16 protein-coding genes are annotated in these 15,999 nt (G+C 61.4%); 10 read left to right on the top strand and 6 right to left on the bottom strand.

Annotation, left to right across the window (positions count from 1 at the left end):
• Positions 1–87: 87 nt before the first annotated feature.
• From QYQ99_RS06715 to QYQ99_RS06730, 4 genes are all read left to right on the top strand, one after another.
• Entirely contained in the window at positions 88–456 is a 369-nt protein-coding gene (locus tag QYQ99_RS06715; RefSeq protein WP_302093129.1) for an Mth938-like domain-containing protein, read from the top strand.
• 139 nt (positions 457–595) lie between these two features.
• The gene (locus QYQ99_RS06720; protein ID WP_003057908.1) at positions 596–1,084 is read left to right on the top strand and encodes a peroxiredoxin; all 489 of its coding nucleotides are present in this window, start codon (positions 596–598) and stop codon (positions 1,082–1,084) included.
• A 223-nt stretch (positions 1,085–1,307) separates the two neighbouring features.
• Positions 1,308–3,086: a PhoH family protein gene (locus QYQ99_RS06725; RefSeq protein WP_302091962.1), complete on the top strand. Its 1,779-nt coding sequence runs from the start codon at positions 1,308–1,310 to the stop codon at positions 3,084–3,086.
• Positions 3,087–3,491: a hypothetical protein gene (locus QYQ99_RS06730; RefSeq protein ID WP_302091963.1), complete on the top strand. Its 405-nt coding sequence runs from the start codon at positions 3,087–3,089 to the stop codon at positions 3,489–3,491.
• Positions 3,492–3,650: 159 nt separating this feature from the next.
• On the opposite strand, the gene dnaB is transcribed toward QYQ99_RS06730, so the two are convergent.
• From dnaB to rpsF, 5 genes are all read right to left on the bottom strand, one after another.
• Positions 3,651–5,084 (bottom strand): replicative DNA helicase, encoded by a 1,434-nt coding sequence (dnaB, locus tag QYQ99_RS06735; protein ID WP_302091964.1) that lies wholly within the window; start codon positions 5,082–5,084, stop codon positions 3,651–3,653.
• Positions 5,085–5,234: 150 nt separating this feature from the next.
• On the bottom strand, positions 5,235–5,687 hold the full coding sequence (rplI, locus tag QYQ99_RS06740) for a 50S ribosomal protein L9 (RefSeq protein WP_003057918.1): 453 nt from the start codon (positions 5,685–5,687) through the stop codon (positions 5,235–5,237).
• 11 nt (positions 5,688–5,698) lie between these two features.
• Positions 5,699–5,980, bottom strand: coding sequence for a 30S ribosomal protein S18 (rpsR, locus tag QYQ99_RS06745; protein WP_003057920.1), 282 nt, complete (start codon positions 5,978–5,980; stop codon positions 5,699–5,701).
• An 18-nt stretch (positions 5,981–5,998) separates the two neighbouring features.
• A complete protein-coding gene (gene priB, locus QYQ99_RS06750) occupies positions 5,999–6,289 on the bottom strand; it encodes a primosomal replication protein N (RefSeq protein WP_302091965.1) in 291 nt (96 codons plus the stop codon).
• A 20-nt stretch (positions 6,290–6,309) separates the two neighbouring features.
• A complete protein-coding gene (rpsF, locus tag QYQ99_RS06755) occupies positions 6,310–6,672 on the bottom strand; it encodes a 30S ribosomal protein S6 (RefSeq protein ID WP_003057922.1) in 363 nt (120 codons plus the stop codon).
• A 313-nt stretch (positions 6,673–6,985) separates the two neighbouring features.
• Here rpsF and grpE point away from each other — a divergent pair, with 313 nt between their 5' ends.
• From grpE to dnaJ, 3 genes are all read left to right on the top strand, one after another.
• Complete coding sequence (grpE, locus tag QYQ99_RS06760; RefSeq protein WP_302091966.1) at positions 6,986–7,531, top strand: nucleotide exchange factor GrpE; 546 nt, start codon at positions 6,986–6,988, stop codon at positions 7,529–7,531.
• 122 nt (positions 7,532–7,653) lie between these two features.
• Entirely contained in the window at positions 7,654–9,588 is a 1,935-nt protein-coding gene (gene dnaK / locus QYQ99_RS06765; RefSeq protein ID WP_302091967.1) for a molecular chaperone DnaK, read from the top strand.
• Positions 9,589–9,688: 100 nt separating this feature from the next.
• Positions 9,689–10,825, top strand: a complete 1,137-nt coding sequence (gene dnaJ / locus QYQ99_RS06770) for a molecular chaperone DnaJ (protein ID WP_034364974.1) — start codon at positions 9,689–9,691, stop codon at positions 10,823–10,825.
• A 63-nt stretch (positions 10,826–10,888) separates the two neighbouring features.
• Here dnaJ and QYQ99_RS06775 read toward each other — a convergent pair whose 3' ends face one another.
• The gene (locus tag QYQ99_RS06775; protein WP_302093130.1) at positions 10,889–12,190 is read right to left on the bottom strand and encodes a tetratricopeptide repeat protein; all 1,302 of its coding nucleotides are present in this window, start codon (positions 12,188–12,190) and stop codon (positions 10,889–10,891) included.
• A gap of 372 nt (positions 12,191–12,562) precedes the next feature.
• On the opposite strand from QYQ99_RS06775, the gene QYQ99_RS06780 reads away from it, so the two are divergent.
• The 3 genes from QYQ99_RS06780 to leuD all read left to right on the top strand — a co-directional run bounded on the left by QYQ99_RS06780 (position 12,563) and on the right by leuD (position 15,792).
• Positions 12,563–13,531, top strand: coding sequence for a LysR substrate-binding domain-containing protein (locus QYQ99_RS06780; RefSeq protein ID WP_302091968.1), 969 nt, complete (start codon positions 12,563–12,565; stop codon positions 13,529–13,531).
• 57 nt (positions 13,532–13,588) lie between these two features.
• On the top strand, positions 13,589–15,010 hold the full coding sequence (gene leuC / locus QYQ99_RS06785; RefSeq protein ID WP_302091969.1) for a 3-isopropylmalate dehydratase large subunit: 1,422 nt from the start codon (positions 13,589–13,591) through the stop codon (positions 15,008–15,010).
• A gap of 125 nt (positions 15,011–15,135) precedes the next feature.
• Positions 15,136–15,792: a 3-isopropylmalate dehydratase small subunit gene (gene leuD, locus QYQ99_RS06790; protein ID WP_302091970.1), complete on the top strand. Its 657-nt coding sequence runs from the start codon at positions 15,136–15,138 to the stop codon at positions 15,790–15,792.
• Positions 15,793–15,999 lie beyond the last annotated feature (207 nt).

Below are 15,999 nucleotides of genomic sequence, written 5' to 3' on the forward strand. Positions count from 1 at the left end.
CGCGCTGCAGCAATGTCCCCACCCTCTCTGTATGGAGACAGCAGCCATCGCACCCGTCCAGCGCGCCGATTGCGCACACTCTCCATCATGAAATTTCAGGCAGACAAATCCGATGCGCAAACCATCACCGGCTATGGCCCGGGCTGGATCGCCGTTGACAAGCAAAACCATGAAACCAGTCTGCTGGTAGGCACCCGCGGCCTGCTGACCGAGTGGAACTGCACCCGTTTCGAAGACCTGACGGCCGAGCATTTCGAGGAGCTTGCCAAGCTGGATGCGGAAGTCGTCCTCTTTGGCAGCGGCAGCAAGAACCGCTTTCCACCCGCAGCCTGGCTCAGGCCGCTGATCGCCAAACGCATTGGCCTGGAGAGCATGGACACCGCATCAGCCTGCCGCACCTATAACGTTCTGGCCAGCGAAGGCCGCAACGTGGTCGCAGCCCTGCTGATAGCATAGCCTTGTAAGCTTACATTGAGAGAAATACGTATTTCAGGGTAAAATCGCAGGTTGCGGTTGGGGGCAATCGATTGATAAAAACAAAAATACCACCGACGCCCTCGGCATTTCAACGAACACACCCGAGAGATACAAGCGCATGGCGATCGTTGTCAACAAACCACTTCCAGAATTTGAAGCCAATGCCACCGGCGGCGTCAAGGTGTCCAACACCTCGCACAACGGCCAGATTCTGATCCTGTATTTCTACCCCAAGGACAACACGCCGGGTTGTACCACGGAAGCAATGCAATTCCGCGATAAGTACAAGGATTTCGTGAAGGCTGGCGCCACCGTGTTTGGTGTGTCGCGCGACAACATGAACTCGCACAACGACTTCAAGGAAAAGCTGGAACTGCCCTTCGAGCTGATCGCTGACACCGAAGAAAAGATGTGCCACATGTTCGGCGTGGTCAAGAACAAGATCATGTATGGCAAGAAGGTCAAGGGCATCGAGCGCTCCACCTTCCTGATCGGCGCCGACGGCATCCTGATGCAGGAATGGCGCGGCCTGAAGGTGCCCGGCCATGTGGACGAAGTTCTCAAGGCCGTCAAGAGCCTGAAGACTCAAGACAAGAAAGTGGCCTGAGCCACTGCCTGAGACAGAAAACCTTGCATTCATCTACACGCAAAGTATTTCAAAGTCTTTAAACAAGGCAAAACAGGAAATACTGCATTCAGGCCCTCGCAGCCTATGCATAATGGGGCATGCCTCAGTGCTACGCAGTATTCTCTGTTCACCCCACCAAAGCCGCCTCGGTTTCCAGGCGGCTTTGTGCTTTTTGAATCTTGTTGAGAACGGTTCGTCCACTATGCCCCTGCCCCCCGCACCCGGCCACCGCGCCGCAAAGCTCTCCGCAGAAGCCTTTTCGTCCATCCGCAAGACTGCCAGGCAGACTGCAGAGCTTGACGAGGATCTGAACCCCTCCAACGGAGTCGCCCTGAATGCGACTCCAGAGACCGCCCCTGCGGCCACCAGGCCGCGCCGCAGCACCAGCAAGCCGCGCAAGACCGCCACAACGACTGCCGCTGCTGCACCCACGGCCGCAGCTTCGACTGCCGCAGCTTCGACTGCCGCAGCTTCGGCTGGCGCAGCATCGGCTGCCTCCGCAAAGACAGGGCCCGCTGCCGCAGCACCCGTCAAACCCGCCGACGCGGCTGCCAAGCCTGCCCGCCGCGCCCGCAATACGCGCACAGGCCCGACCACGCTGTTCGTGCTGGACACCAATGTGCTGCTGCACGACCCCAGCAGCCTGTTCCGCTTCGAAGAACACGACATCTTCCTGCCCATGGTGGTGCTGGAAGAGCTGGACAACCACAAAAAGGGCATGACCGAAGTGGCGCGCAACGGCCGCCAGGTCAGCCGCACGCTGGACTCCCTGGTTGCCTCCCAGCCCGCCGACGGTCTGGAAAAAGGCCTGCCGCTCAATGCCACGGGTCAGCGCAGTGCCACCGGCACGCTGTACTTCCAGACCAATACCCTGGATGCATCCCTGCCCGAGAGCCTGCCTCAGGGCAAGGCCGACAACCAGATTCTGGGCGTGGTCGCCGCCTTGCGCGAGCAGCACAAGGACCGCGAAGTGGTGCTGGTGTCCAAGGACATCAATATGCGCGTCAAGGCGCGCGCGCTGGGCCTGGCCGCCGAGGACTACCAGAACGACAAGGTGCTGGAAGACGGCGATCTGCTGTACTCGGGCGCCCTGGCCCTGCCCCACGACTTCTGGGCCAAGGCCGGCAAGAATGTGGAGAGCTGGCAGGAAGGCGCGATCACCTACTACCGCGTCAGCGGCGTTATCGTCGACCAGCTGATGATCAACCAGTTCGTCTACTACGAAGCGCCGGGCGAGCCCAGCCTCTACATGCGCGTGACCGAGATCCGCGACAAGACGGCCGTGCTCAAGACACTGCGCGACTTCGGCAATCCCAAGAATGCCGTCTGGGGCGTTTCCACACGCAATCGCGAGCAGAACTTCGCGATGAACCTGCTGGTCAACCCCGAAGTCGACTTTGTCACGCTGACGGGCACGGCCGGCACCGGCAAGACCTTGCTGGCCCTGGCCGCCGGCCTGGCCCAGGTGCTGGACGAGCGCCGCTACACCGAGATCATCATGACCCGTGCCACGGTGAGCGTGGGCGAGGATATCGGCTTCCTGCCCGGCACCGAAGAGGAAAAAATGGGCCCCTGGATGGGCGCGCTGGACGACAACCTGGAGTTCCTGGCCAAGGGCGATGGTGGCAATGCCGGCGAATGGGGGCGTGCCGCCACCAATGAGCTGATCCGCAGCCGCATCAAGATCAAGAGCATGAACTTCATGCGCGGTCGCACCTTCCTGAACAAGTACGTCATCATCGACGAGGCCCAGAACCTGACGCCCAAGCAGATGAAGACCCTGATCACCCGTGCCGGCCCCGGCACCAAGATCATCTGCATGGGCAATCTGGCCCAGATCGATACGCCCTATCTGACCGAAGGCAGCTCGGGCCTGACCTATGTGGTGGACCGCTTCAAGGGCTGGCCCCACAGCGGCCACATCACCCTGGCGCGCGGCGAACGCTCGCGCCTGGCGGACTTCGCCAGCGAGGTGCTGTAAGTGGCCAGCTGGATCGCGGCGCTCAAGCTCGTGCCCTGGGGCGAGGTCATCAAGGCCACGCCCCAGGTGGTGAAGGCCGCCCAGGGCATGCTCAAGAAGAAAGAGGCCCAGGCCGAGGCGCGCGAGCAGGACGCCAGCGCGCAAAGCGCTGCGCAGCGCATTTCGCCGCCGGCCTCCGCAGGCGAGCAGGCGCTGCTGCTGATCCAGCAGCAGGAAGAGCGCATCGCCCAGCTGGAGCAGTCGCAGCGCCAGTCGCTGGAGATCATCGAGAAGCTGGCCCAGCAAAATGCCCAGATCGTCGCGACCGTGGGCGCGCTGCGCACAGGTGCGCAGCGCCTGGCCTGGGCCTGCGGCGTGCTGGGACTGTGCGTGATCGGTCTTGGCATCTACCTGTTCAGCCGCTAGCGCCTGCGTCACTCAAAAACAAAGCCCGCAAGGTCTGTGCCTTGCGGGCTTTTCTTATGTCCACATTCAATTTGATAGCTGTCAGCGCCCGGTATTCATAGAGTTCAGATTCATAGAGTTCTGAAATCAATACACCACAGGCGCTAACAGCTATGATTTTTAGTATTCGTCCGTGCCATAGCCCTGAGCCAGATTCTCGAAACGCGTCTGGTTCTTCTGGAAGAAGAGCTTCACCGTCCCTGTCGGCCCGTTACGCTGCTTGCCGATGATGACTTCGGCAATATTGGGCTCCTTGCTCTCTTTGTTGTAGTAGTCATCCCGGTAGATGAACATGATGATGTCCGCATCCTGCTCGATGGCGCCCGATTCACGCAGGTCGGACATCATGGGGCGCTTGTCGGTACGCTGCTCCACCGAGCGATTGAGCTGGGACAGCGCAATCACCGGGCATTGCAGCTCCTTGGCCAGCATCTTCAAGCCCCGCGAGATTTCGCCCAGCTCGGTGGCACGGTTGTCGGAACTGGCGGCAGATCCCGATCCGCTCATCAGCTGCAGGTAGTCGACCACGATCAGGCCCAGCTTGCCGCACTGGCGCGCCAGACGACGCGCATTGGCACGCAGCTCGGTCGGGGACAGGCCCGGGGTTTCGTCGATATGCAGCGACACCGTGCGCAATCGCTCGATGGCCTCGGTCAGGCGCGGCCACTCGTCGTCGCTGAGCTTGCCGGTACGCAGATTGCCCTGGTTGACGCGACCGATGGAGCCGACGATACGAACCGCCAGCTGGGCCGCGCCCATTTCCATGGAGAAGATGGCCACCGGCAAGCCCTCGTTGAGCGCCACATGCTCGGCAATATTCACGGCAAACGAGGTCTTGCCCATGGAGGGACGCGCCGCCAGCACCACCATGTCGCCGGCCTGCAGGCCCGAGGTCATGCGATCCAGGTCGACAAAGCCCGTGGGCACGCCGGTCACATCCATGGGGTTGTCGGCCATCTCCTGGACCCGGTCCAGCAGATCCACCACCAGCGTGTCCAGCGACTGGAAGCCCTGCTTGTTGCGCGCCCCCTCCTCGCCGATCGCCATGATCTTCTGCTCAGCCTCGTCAAGGATGCGCTCCACGGTCTTGCCCTGCGGATTGAAGGCATTGGTCGCAATGTCGTCGCTGGCCGTCACCAGTTTGCGCAAGATGGCGCGCTCACGCACGATTTCCGCATAGCGGCGGATATTGCTGGCACTGGGCACATACTGCGCCAGCTGGTTCAGATACATCAGGCCGCCGATTTCCTCGGCCTTGCCCATGCCTTGCAGATGCTCGTAGACCGTGATCACGTCGGCCGGCTTGCTGGCGTTGATCAGCTTGCCGATGGCTTCGTAGATCAGCTTGTGCTCGTGTCGATAGAAGTCGCCGTCGCCAAGCAGGTCACCAACACGCTCCCAGGCATTGTTGTCCAGCAGCAGACCGCCGAGCACCGAAGATTCCGACTCCATGGAGTGCGGCGGCACACGCAGTTGCGCCACCTGCTGGTCTGCAGGCGGGACCGGGGCGAATGCATCATCTTGCAGATCAAGCGGGGGCATTACTGACGACATGAGACTCCTAGAGACAAGTCCTCCATCGTAGCGGGAGGCGGTGGCGACGTCACGGCGGGTGACTATAAAAACGCCAGCGAGACAAACAATTACCAGAAAACAAAAAACCGCCCGAAGGCGGCTTTTTGCCAATTCAGAACAAAGCCTGAATTAGGAGTGGTCGCCGTACACGGAGACGGCCACTTCTGCAGCCACGTCGGTGTGCAGAGCCACCACCACAGTGGCGTCGCCAACGGTCTTGATGGGGCCGTTGGGCATGCGCACTTGCGACTTGTTCACTGCGAAACCGGCCTTGACCAGTTCTTCAGCGATGTCGGCGTTGGTGATGGAGCCGAACAGACGACCGTCAACGCCGGCCTTCTGAGTGATCTTCACATTGGCGCCGTTGAGCTTTTCGCTCAGTTCTTGAGCGGCAGCCAGCTTCTCGGCAGCAGCCTTTTCCAGCTCAGCGCGCTTGGCTTCGAATTCAGCCTTGGCAGCAGCTGTTGCACGACGTGCAGCGCCGGAGGGGATCAGGAAGTTACGAGCGTAACCGTCCTTGACCTTGACGATATCGCCCAGGTTACCCAGGTTCACAACCTTTTCGAGCAGAATAATTTGCATTGTCGTGCTCCTTAGATCTTGTGCTGGTCAGAGTAGGGCAGCATAGCCAGGAAGCGAGCGCGCTTGATGGCTGTGTTCAGCTGACGCTGATAGATGGCGCGCGTGCCGGTCAGGCGTGCGGGCACAATCTTGCCGTTTTCGGCGATGAAGTCACGCAGGGTGTCGACATCCTTGTAGTCGATTTCTTCGACGCCGGCGACTGTGAAGCGGCAGAAACGCTTGCGCTTGAACAGCAGCGACTGGGTGTTGCGCTTAGGACGCTTGTCCTTGTTGAATTTCTTGAACGTGGCCATTGCTGGACCTCTTGAAAATTAATTTTGTTGAATATCCTGAATGTGTAAAACCAGCATCTTGCTATTGCGCGGCGTGGCCAGAAAACCTTGAAAGGTCCATTGACTACCGGGTGCTTGGCGGGCCAGCTTTTCAGCCAGGGCGCCAAAGGCAACAGCCTTGACAGATGCATTCACGTTGCGCGCACTGCCCTGCTCTTGTTGCTGCGAACTGTGTTCAATTCGCAAATCCAGGGCCGGCAATCCGGCGGGCGTGTAGCGCAAAGCAGCTTGCTCTGCGAGAAGGCCCGTCAATACAACGCGGTTTTCCACTCCTTCAGTGTCTGATGCTGTTAAGCGTGCTCGGCCTGGTTGGCCTTGCGGGCTTCTTCGCGCTCAACGCTCTTCATCATGGCGGAAGCAGCTGTATCAGCCTTCTTCTTCTGCACAGTCAGGTGACGCAGCACGGCATCATTGAACTTGAAGGCGTGTTCCAGTTCAGCCATCACAGCCTGATCGGCTTCGATGTTCAGGCACAGGTAGTGAGCCTTAGCGAGCTTGTTGATCATGTAAGCCAGCTGACGACGGCCCCAATCTTCTTCGCGGTGCACCTTGCCGCCACCAGCAGCAATCATGCCCTTGTAGCGCTCCAGCATCGCGGGAACTTGTTCGCTTTGATCCGGATGGATCAACAAAATGATTTCGTAATGACGCATAACGACTCCTTTTGGGTAAACGCCGCCCACTGCGTCTGTAGCGGTGCGGCAAGGCAAAACGTTAGATTCTAGCCGAGTGGCAGACTATCTGTACACTCTGGGGCCTATAAACCTGCGATTACCATTGGTCAATCAAGGCGAGAGGTCCTGAAATCACAAGCACTTACTCTCCTGGAATGCTCCGCAAATCTGCAGGCTCACCTCAGCCACTGCGCCCGCCGCCCTTTGTTGAGCGGCACGGGTCTTGAAATAGACCTGCCAGGGCGCATCTGGCAGACAGATTGTCTTAAGTTTTGAGAAACCTTCACCACCTATGACCGAGAACCACAACCCCAACACCATCAACGACGCCAGCCCCGAGGAACTGGAGGCGGCACTGGCAGCCAATGCGTCGGACGAACTGGGTCGTCTGCAGGCCGAGCTGGAAGAACTCAAGGCCAAGAGCGCCGATCTGGCCGACCAATATCTGCGCGCCAAGGCCGATGCCGAAAACATGCGCCGCCGCGCCGAAGAAGAGGTTGCCAAGGCGCGCAAGTTCGGCATCGAGAGCTTTGCCGAAAGCCTGCTGCCCGTGATCGACAGCCTGAACGCGGCCCTGTCCATCCAGAACGCCACGCCCGAGCAGCTGCGCGAAGGCTCGGATGCCACCCTGCGCCAGCTGACTTCGGCCCTGGAACGCAACAAGGTCCTTGCCATCGACCCCGCTGCGGGCGAGAAGTTCGACCCTCACCACCACCAGGCCATCTCCATGGTTCCCGCCGACCAGCCCGCCAACACCGTGGTTGCCGTGCTGCAAAAGGGCTATGTGATCGCCGACCGCATCCTGCGTCCCGCGCTGGTGACCGTGGCCCAGGGCTGAGCCCGCAAGACATCAGAAAACCCACCGTCAGGGCAAAAATTGTGAGTGACAGCTCTTGAAGCCGGCCACTACGCCCACAAGTGACGAATCAAGCAAACATTCAACAGATTACGGAGAGAATTATGGGAAAAATCATCGGTATTGACCTGGGCACCACCAACAGCTGCGTCGCCATCATGGAGGGTAACAACACCCGCGTGATCGAGAACAGCGAAGGCGCCCGCACCACCCCCTCTATCGTTGCCTATCAAGAAGACGGCGAAATCCTGGTCGGCGCATCCGCCAAGCGCCAGGCCGTCACCAACCCCAAGAACACCATCTACGCTGCCAAGCGCCTGATCGGCCGCAAGTTTGCCGCAGCCGAGGTGCAAAAGGACATCGACCTGATGCCTTTCCAGATCGTCAAGGCCGACAATGGCGACGCCTGGGTGCAAGTGCGCGACCAGAAGCTGGCTCCTCCCCAGATCAGCGCCGAAGTGCTGCGCAAGATGAAGAAGACCGCCGAGGACTTCCTGGGCGAAGCCGTGACCGAAGCCGTCATCACCGTGCCCGCCTACTTCAACGACGCACAGCGCCAGGCCACCAAGGACGCTGGCCGCATCGCTGGTCTGGAAGTCAAGCGCATCATCAACGAACCTACCGCTGCGGCCCTGGCCTTCGGCCTGGACAAGGTGGGCAAGGGCGACCGCAAGGTGGCCGTGTATGACCTGGGTGGCGGCACTTTCGACGTCTCCATCATCGAAATCGCCGACGTGGACGGCGAAAAGCAGTTCGAAGTGCTGTCGACCAACGGCGACACCTTCCTGGGCGGCGAAGATTTCGACCAGCGCATCATCAACTACATCATCGACGAGTTCAAGAAGGAACAAGGCGTTGACCTGTCCAAGGACGTGCTGGCCCTGCAGCGCCTGAAGGAAGCTGCTGAAAAGGCCAAGATCGAGCTGTCGAACTCCGCACAGACCGACATCAACCTGCCCTACATCACCGCCGATGCCACAGGCCCCAAGCACCTGAACATCAAGCTGACCCGCGCCAAGCTGGAAAGCCTTGTGGACGATCTGATCGAGCGCACGATTGCGCCTTGCCGCACCGCCATCAAGGATGCGGGCATCTCGGTCTCCGACATCCACGACGTGATCCTGGTCGGCGGCATGAGCCGCATGCCCAAGGTGCAGGAAAAGGTCAAGGAATTCTTCGGCAAGGAACCCCGCAAGGATGTGAACCCCGACGAAGCCGTGGCCGTGGGCGCTGCCGTGCAGGGCCAGGTGCTGGGTGGCGAGCGCTCCGACGTGCTGCTGCTGGACGTGACTCCCCTGTCTCTGGGTATCGAGACCCTGGGCGGCGTCATGACCAAGATGATCAGCAAGAACACGACCATCCCCACCAAGTTCGCGCAGACCTTCTCCACGGCTGAAGACAACCAGCCTGCCGTGACCATCAAGGTGTTCCAGGGCGAGCGCGAGATCGCCAGCGCCAACAAGATGCTGGGCGAGTTCAACCTGGAAGGCATCCCGCCCGCATCGCGTGGCACGCCCCAGATTGAAGTGACCTTCGACATCGACGCCAACGGCATCTTGAACGTGTCGGCCAAGGACAAGGCCTCCGGCAAGGAAAACAAGATCACCATCAAGGCGAACTCTGGCCTGTCGGAAGAAGAAATCCAGAACATGGTCAAGGATGCTGAGCTGAACGCAGCCGATGACAAGAAGAAGCTGGAGCTGGTGACTGCCAAGAACCAGGGCGAAGCCGCTGTTCACAGCGTCAACAAGAGCCTGGCCGAGCATGGTGGCAAGCTCGATGCCGCCGAAAAGAGCGCCATCGAAACCGCCGTCAAGGAGCTGGAAGAAGCGCTCAAGGGCGATGACAAGGACGCCATCGACGCCAAGACCACGGCCCTGATGACGGCCAGCCAGAAGCTGGGCGAGAAGATGTACGCCGACGCACAGGCCGCAGGCGGTGCCGAAGCTGCCGCTGCAGCCTCCGCCGGTGCCAGCGCATCGGCTGCCGCTGACGACAACGTGGTTGACGCCGAAGTCAAGGAAGTCAAGAAGGACTAAGCGCGGGCAGGTCCTGGCCTCAAACCATTGACCGCTTGCCGCCGCGCCGGGCTCCCAGGAGCTGGCGCGGCGTTCCTGTTCCATCCGACCGAAAACTCACATGTCCAAACGTGACTACTATGAAGTTCTGGGCGTTGCCAAAAGCGCCTCGGACGATGACATCAAGAAGGCCTATCGCAAGCTGGCGATGAAGTTCCACCCTGACCGCAATCAGGGCGACAAGGCCAAGGAAGCCGAGGAAAAGTTCAAGGAGGTCAAAGAGGCCTACGAGATGCTTTCCGATAGCCAGAAACGCGCGGCCTACGACCAGTACGGCCATGCCGGCGTGGACCCCAATCGCGGCATGGGCGGCGGCGAGGGCTTTGGTGGCTTTGCCGAGGCCTTTGGCGACATCTTTGGCGATATGTTCAACGGCGGCGGCGGTGGCCGCGGCGGTCGCGGCGGCCGCCAGGTCTACCGCGGCAACGATCTCAGCTATTCCATGGAAATCACCCTGGAAGAGGCTGCCAAGGGCAAGGATGCCCAGATCCGCATTCCGAGCTGGGACAGCTGCGACACCTGCAGCGGCAGCGGCGCCAAGCCCGGCACCAGCACCAAGACCTGCACCACCTGCAACGGCATGGGCACGGTGCAGATGCGCCAGGGCTTTTTCAGCGTGCAGCAGACCTGCCCGCACTGCCGTGGCACGGGAAAGATCATCCCCGAGCCCTGCACATCCTGCGGCGGCCAGGGCAAGGTCAAGCGCCAGAAGACGCTGGAAGTGAAGATTCCAGCCGGCATCGACGACGGCATGCGTATCCGCTCGGCCGGCAATGGCGAACCTGGCACCAATGGCGGCCCGGCAGGCGACCTCTATATCGAGATTCGCGTCAAGGACCATGACATCTTCGAGCGCGACGGCGACGATCTGCACTGCAACGTGCCCGTGAGCTTCATCACCGCCGCCCTGGGTGGCGAAATCGAAGTACCCACGCTGCAAGGCAAGGCTGCGATCGACATTCCCGAAGGCACGCAAGCCGGCAAGCAGTTCCGCCTGCGCGGCAAGGGCATCAAGGGCATTCGCTCCAGCTACCCCGGCGATCTGTACTGCCACATCGTGGTGGAGACTCCGGTCAAGCTCACCGAGTACCAGCGCAAGCTGCTCAAGGACCTGGACGAATCGCTCAAGAAAGGCGGCTCCAAGCATTCGCCCAGCGGCGAAAGCTGGACGGACCGCCTGAAGAGCTTCTTCAGCTAGGCCCCTGCACCCCACAAAAAGCCCATCAGCACTACCTGATGGGCTTTTTTCATGGCGCGCCCATCACTCCTTGCCGGCCTTCCAGTTGCGCACCTCGCGCTGCACCTTCAGCCGCTCTGCGGCGCTCAATGCCTGCTCCGCCGCCAGCATGCGACTTTGCAGCGAGGGATCCTTGGCATGAGCGATGGTCAGCCAGAAATAGGCCTTGCCCATGTCTTTTTGAACCCCCTGACCGCTGACATACATGGCTGCCAGATTCGACTGCGCCAGTGTGTAGCCCTGCTTGGCTGCGCGATCGAACCAGCGCGCCGCCTGGCCTGCATCCTGCGGCACGCCCTGGCCGTTGGCATACAGAAAACCCAGAGACGACTGAGCCGCCGCATTGCCCTGGCCGGCGGACTTTTCCAGCCACCGCGCCGCGCGCGTCAGATCCTGCGGCACCAGCGCACCTACGGCATAGATCATGCCGGTGTTGTACTGGGCGTCGGCATGGCCTTTGTCGGCCGCCTGCTCGAACCATTGCAAGGCGGCCCGACCGTCCTCCTTGACGCCCCGGCCGCTGGAGAGCATCACCCCCAGGCTGTACTGACCTGCCGCCTCGCCGCTTTTGGCCGAACGCTCGAACCATTGCACAGCCTGTGCATCATCGGCCGCCACGCCGCGACCCTCGGCATACATCAGACCCAGATTGTTCTGGGCGATGCCGTCGCCCTGATCTGCCGCCTTGCGGTACCAGTTCACAGCCTGCGCCTCGTCCAGAGCCACGCCCCGCCCATTGGCGTAGAGCACTCCCAGATCGGATTGCGCAGGGGCATAGCCCTGGTCGGCCGACTGGCGATACCAGTGCACGGCCTGTGCCAGGTCCTGGTTCACGCCTTTGCCAAAACGGTAGCGCGAGCCCAGCAGATACTGGGCCTTGGCGTCGCCCGTCTGTGCGGCTGCACGCATGGCGGCCAGCTCCTTGGCATCTTCGGCCTGGTTGCCCCTGGCCTCCGGCGTCCAATGCTCACGGCCCAGCGGAGCGGCCGCTGCCGCACCTGCTGCCGCAGCACCAGCGACCGCTGCATTGCGGCCGGCGCGCCCTTTTTTACCGGCCTTGCCGGCGGACTTTGCCGATGAAGATTTGGCAGCACCTGCAGTCGTGCTCTTGGTGGAATTGGTGGACTTGGTGGACTTGGATGATTTGGCTGGCGCGGCCGCACTGGATTTGGCCGGGGTCTTGCCTTTAGCCACAGCCGGCAAGGCAGTGCCGCCCAGCGCCAGCGCAGCTGCCAGCAGGCAGACCTGACCCCAGCAACGGCTGCGGTGCAAGAGGGGCGCTCCAGAAGCCATGGCTGGCAACTCGGAAGGCTCACTGTCGGACATCGGATGATTGGGAACTCTCATGACTCACATTTTTGCAGCGAATAGCATCGACTCCGGGCTGCTTTACTGACGATTTACTTTGTCAAAGAAATGCCGGAACTCAGGCACCGGCAAGACTTCAGCGCCTCAGTCTGGATCAGGCTCGAACGATTCTGGCATCTAGAGTCTTCGCTATGAAAATGCAAGTGCGCAAGACTGACCAATGCAACATCGCTTTTCCAGGTCTACTCAATCCATCGCAAAGCAAGAAATTACCCATCTCCAAAATTTACCCATCGCCAAGCCAGACATCTCATTCAAAGATGGATACAGCTGGATTAATCGGTAAAAATGCTGAAAACTTCTCGAAACGAGAAGACTTGAGCCTACCCCATGAAGAATTCAGAGCGCAGTTTTGCGCGCCGCATCGATCTCACCTCGCTTCAGCTGTTCGTCGCCGTGTGCGAACTGGGCAGCATTGGCCGCGCCGCTGAACGCGAGTTCATTGCAGCCTCGGCCGTCAGCAAGCGGCTGTCCGACCTGGAAGCGACGGTGGACACCGCCCTGCTCTATCGCCACAGCCGCGGCGTGACGCTGACGCCGGCCGGCGAGAGCCTGCTGCACCATGCGCGCAATGTGCTGTACGGGCTGGAGCGCATGCAAGGCGAGCTCTCCGAGTACGCCGACGGCGTGCGCGGCCATGTGCGCATGCACGCCAATATGTCGGCCATCGTGCAGTTTCTGCCCGAAGACCTGGGGGCCTTTGCGCGCGAACACAGCCAGATCAAGATCGATCTGCAGGAGCACCTGAGCCCCGACGTGCTGAGCGCCGTGGCCGAGGGCACGGCCGATATCGGCATCTGCACGCTGGGCAATATCAGGAGCAGCGAAGGCCAGCAGGCCACCGTTCAGCTGACCCAGGGCAATGTGCCGCTGCAGTACCGCAGCTATCGTACAGACCGGTTGGTCGTCGTCGTGCCCGAGCGCCATGCCCTGGCCGAACGCGAAAGCGTGGCCTTCACCGAAGTGCTGGAATGGGACATCGTCGGCCTGCATGCGGGCTCCTCGATCAGCCTGGCCATGCGCTCTGCTGCGGCCCAGGCCGGTCATCCGCTGCACCAGCGCATCCAGGTCACCAGCCTGGACGCCATGTGCCGCATGATCGACAACGGCCTGGGACTGGGCCTGCTGCCCGACCGCGCCTTCGAGCTGATGCATGGCGTGGGCCATCTGCGCGCCGTGCAGCTCACCGACGACTGGGCGCACCGCGAACTCTGCGTGGTGGCCCGCGACTTTGAAGCGCTGCCGGTGACCACCCGCCTGCTGGTCGATCACCTCTGCCCTGCCAGTGCCAAGGCCTGAGACATCGCATCAAGCCACCACAGAATCCTCCCAACAAACCAACCTCACGAGACCATCATGGGACGCACCCTCTACGACAAGATTTTTGACGAGCACGTCGTTCACACCGAGGAAGACGGCACCTCTGTCCTCTATATCGACCGCCATCTGGTGCACGAAGTCACCAGCCCCCAGGCCTTCGAAGGTCTGCGTATGGCCGGACGCAAGCTGTGGCGCGTCAGCTCCGTGGTGGCCACGGCCGACCACAACACCCCCACCGACGGCTGGGAGCGCGGCTATGACGGCATTGCCGACCCCATCAGCAAGGAACAGATCACCACGCTGAACAGCAATATTGCCGAGTTCGGCTCGGCCGCCTTCTTTCCCTTCATGGACAAGGGCCAGGGCATTGTTCACGTCATGGGCCCCGAGCAAGGCGCGACCCTGCCCGGCATGACCGTGGTCTGCGGCGACAGCCACACCTCCACCCATGGCGCTTTCGGCGCGCTGGCCCACGGCATCGGCACCTCCGAGGTCGAGCATGTGATGGCCACCCAGACCCTGCTGGCCAAGAAGGCCAAGAACATGCTGGTGCAGGTCAACGGCAAGGTCGCGCCCGGCATCACCGCCAAGGACATCGTGCTGGCCATCATCGGCAAGATCGGCACCGCCGGCGGCACGGGCTACACCATAGAGTTTGCCGGCGAAGCCATCCGCGACCTGAGCGTGGAAGGCCGCATGACGGTCTGCAACATGGCCATCGAAGGCGGCGCTCGCGCAGGTCTCGTGGCCGTGGACGACAAGACCATCCACTACATCAAGGGCCGCCCCCTGGCGCCCACGGGTGGCGAATGGGATGCCGCCGTCAGCTACTGGAAGACGCTGCATTCCGACGCCGATGCGAAGTTCGACCGCGTGGTGGAGCTGGACGCCGCCGATATCGTGCCCCAGGTGACCTGGGGCACCAGCCCCGAGATGGTGCTGGGCATCGATGCCGTCGTTCCCGATCCCGACAAGGAAAAGGACTCCAACAAGCGCGGCGCCATCGAACGTGCGCTGACCTATATGGCGCTGGAACCCGGCAAGCCCATCAACGACATCTTTGTCGACAAGGTGTTCATCGGCTCGTGCACCAACAGCCGCATCGAGGACATGCGCGAAGCCGCCGCCGTGGTCAAGAAGCTGGGCCAGAAGGTCGCCAAGAACATCAAGCTGGCCATGGTCGTGCCCGGCTCCGGTCTGGTCAAGGAACAGGCCGAGCGTGAAGGCCTGGACCAGATCTTCAAGGCCGCCGGCTTTGAGTGGCGCGAACCCGGCTGCTCCATGTGCCTGGCCATGAACGCCGACCGCCTGGAGCCCGGCGAGCGCTGCGCGTCGACTTCGAACCGCAACTTCGAAGGCCGTCAGGGCGCCGGTGGCCGCACCCACCTCGTCAGCCCCGCCATGGCCGCCGCGGCTGCCATCCATGGTCACTTTGTCGACATCCGTCAATTTGCGTAACCCCCTGAGTCACTGCGCGCCTTCCCCCAAGGGGGACGACGGCCTTTGCTGCGGGACGGCCCTTGCGGGCCGTCTCTGACGCAAGACGCGAACGTCGCCAAGACCAAAGATTCTGGAATCACACCATGCAAAAATTCACCGTGCACAAGGGCCTTGTCGCCCCGATGGACCGCGAGAACGTCGACACCGACGCCATCATCCCCAAGCAGTTCCTGAAGTCCATCAAGAAGACCGGCTTCGGCCCCAATCTGTTTGACGAGTGGCGCTATCTGGACCAGCCCGGCCAGCCCGGTGTGCCCGAAGCCGACCGCAAGCCCAACCCAGACTTCGTGCTCAACCAGCCCCGCTTCAAGGGCGCCAGCATCCTGATCGCGCGCAAGAACTTCGGCTGCGGCTCCAGCCGCGAGCATGCGCCCTGGGCCCTGGACCAGTACGGCTTCCGCGCCATCCTGGCCCCCAGCTTTGCCGACATCTTCTTCAACAACAGCTTCAAGAACGGTCTGCTGCCCATCGCTCTGCCCGAGGCGACGATCGACCAGCTGTTCAACGACGTGGCGGCCTTCCCCGGCTACGAGCTGACCATTGACCTGGAGCGCCAGGTCATCGTGCGCCCCCAGGGCGAAGAGATCGCCTTCGACGTCATCGCCTTTCGCAAGTACTGCCTGCTCAACGGCTTTGACGACATCGGCCTGACCATGCGCCATGCCGACAAGATCAAGGCCTTCGAAGCCGAGCGCCTGGCGCAAAAGCCCTGGCTGGCGCATACGCTCTTGCAGAAATAACCCCCTGAGCCGCTTTGCCTAGGCGGCCCCGCGGCTTCCCCCTTTCTCGATGCGTTGCATCGGAAGGGGGACGGCATCTTCGCTGCGGGGCGGCGGGGCCGCCCAGGCCCTTGCTTGATGCCCCTTGTTTGGGGCGTGCTTGTTTTTAGGTTGCTACCCATAAATGAGCTGCTTGCGCCTTCTATTCATACATATCAGCATTAATTC

The organism is Comamonas testosteroni, from assembly GCF_030505195.1.
GTDB classification, from domain to species: Bacteria; Pseudomonadota; Gammaproteobacteria; order Burkholderiales; family Burkholderiaceae_C; genus Comamonas; species Comamonas testosteroni_G.

Bases quoted from the DNA above. Each gene is read 5' to 3' on its own strand.
- QYQ99_RS06715 (WP_302093129.1), top strand. From the start codon at position 88: ATGAAATTTCAGGCAGACAAATCCGATGCGCAAACCATCACCGGCTAT.
- QYQ99_RS06720 (WP_003057908.1), top strand. From the start codon at position 596: ATGGCGATCGTTGTCAACAAACCACTTCCAGAATTTGAAGCCAATGCC.
- QYQ99_RS06725 (WP_302091962.1), top strand. From the start codon at position 1,308: ATGCCCCTGCCCCCCGCACCCGGCCACCGCGCCGCAAAGCTCTCCGCA.
- dnaB (WP_302091964.1), bottom strand. From the start codon at position 5,084: ATGTCGTCAGTAATGCCCCCGCTTGATCTGCAAGATGATGCATTCGCC.
- rplI (WP_003057918.1), bottom strand. From the start codon at position 5,687: ATGCAAATTATTCTGCTCGAAAAGGTTGTGAACCTGGGTAACCTGGGC.
- rpsR (WP_003057920.1), bottom strand. From the start codon at position 5,980: ATGGCCACGTTCAAGAAATTCAACAAGGACAAGCGTCCTAAGCGCAAC.
- rpsF (WP_003057922.1), bottom strand. From the start codon at position 6,672: ATGCGTCATTACGAAATCATTTTGTTGATCCATCCGGATCAAAGCGAA.
- grpE (WP_302091966.1), top strand. From the start codon at position 6,986: ATGACCGAGAACCACAACCCCAACACCATCAACGACGCCAGCCCCGAG.
- dnaK (WP_302091967.1), top strand. From the start codon at position 7,654: ATGGGAAAAATCATCGGTATTGACCTGGGCACCACCAACAGCTGCGTC.
- dnaJ (WP_034364974.1), top strand. From the start codon at position 9,689: ATGTCCAAACGTGACTACTATGAAGTTCTGGGCGTTGCCAAAAGCGCC.
- QYQ99_RS06775 (WP_302093130.1), bottom strand. From the start codon at position 12,190: ATGTCCGACAGTGAGCCTTCCGAGTTGCCAGCCATGGCTTCTGGAGCG.
- QYQ99_RS06780 (WP_302091968.1), top strand. From the start codon at position 12,563: ATGAAGAATTCAGAGCGCAGTTTTGCGCGCCGCATCGATCTCACCTCG.
- leuC (WP_302091969.1), top strand. From the start codon at position 13,589: ATGGGACGCACCCTCTACGACAAGATTTTTGACGAGCACGTCGTTCAC.
- leuD (WP_302091970.1), top strand. From the start codon at position 15,136: ATGCAAAAATTCACCGTGCACAAGGGCCTTGTCGCCCCGATGGACCGC.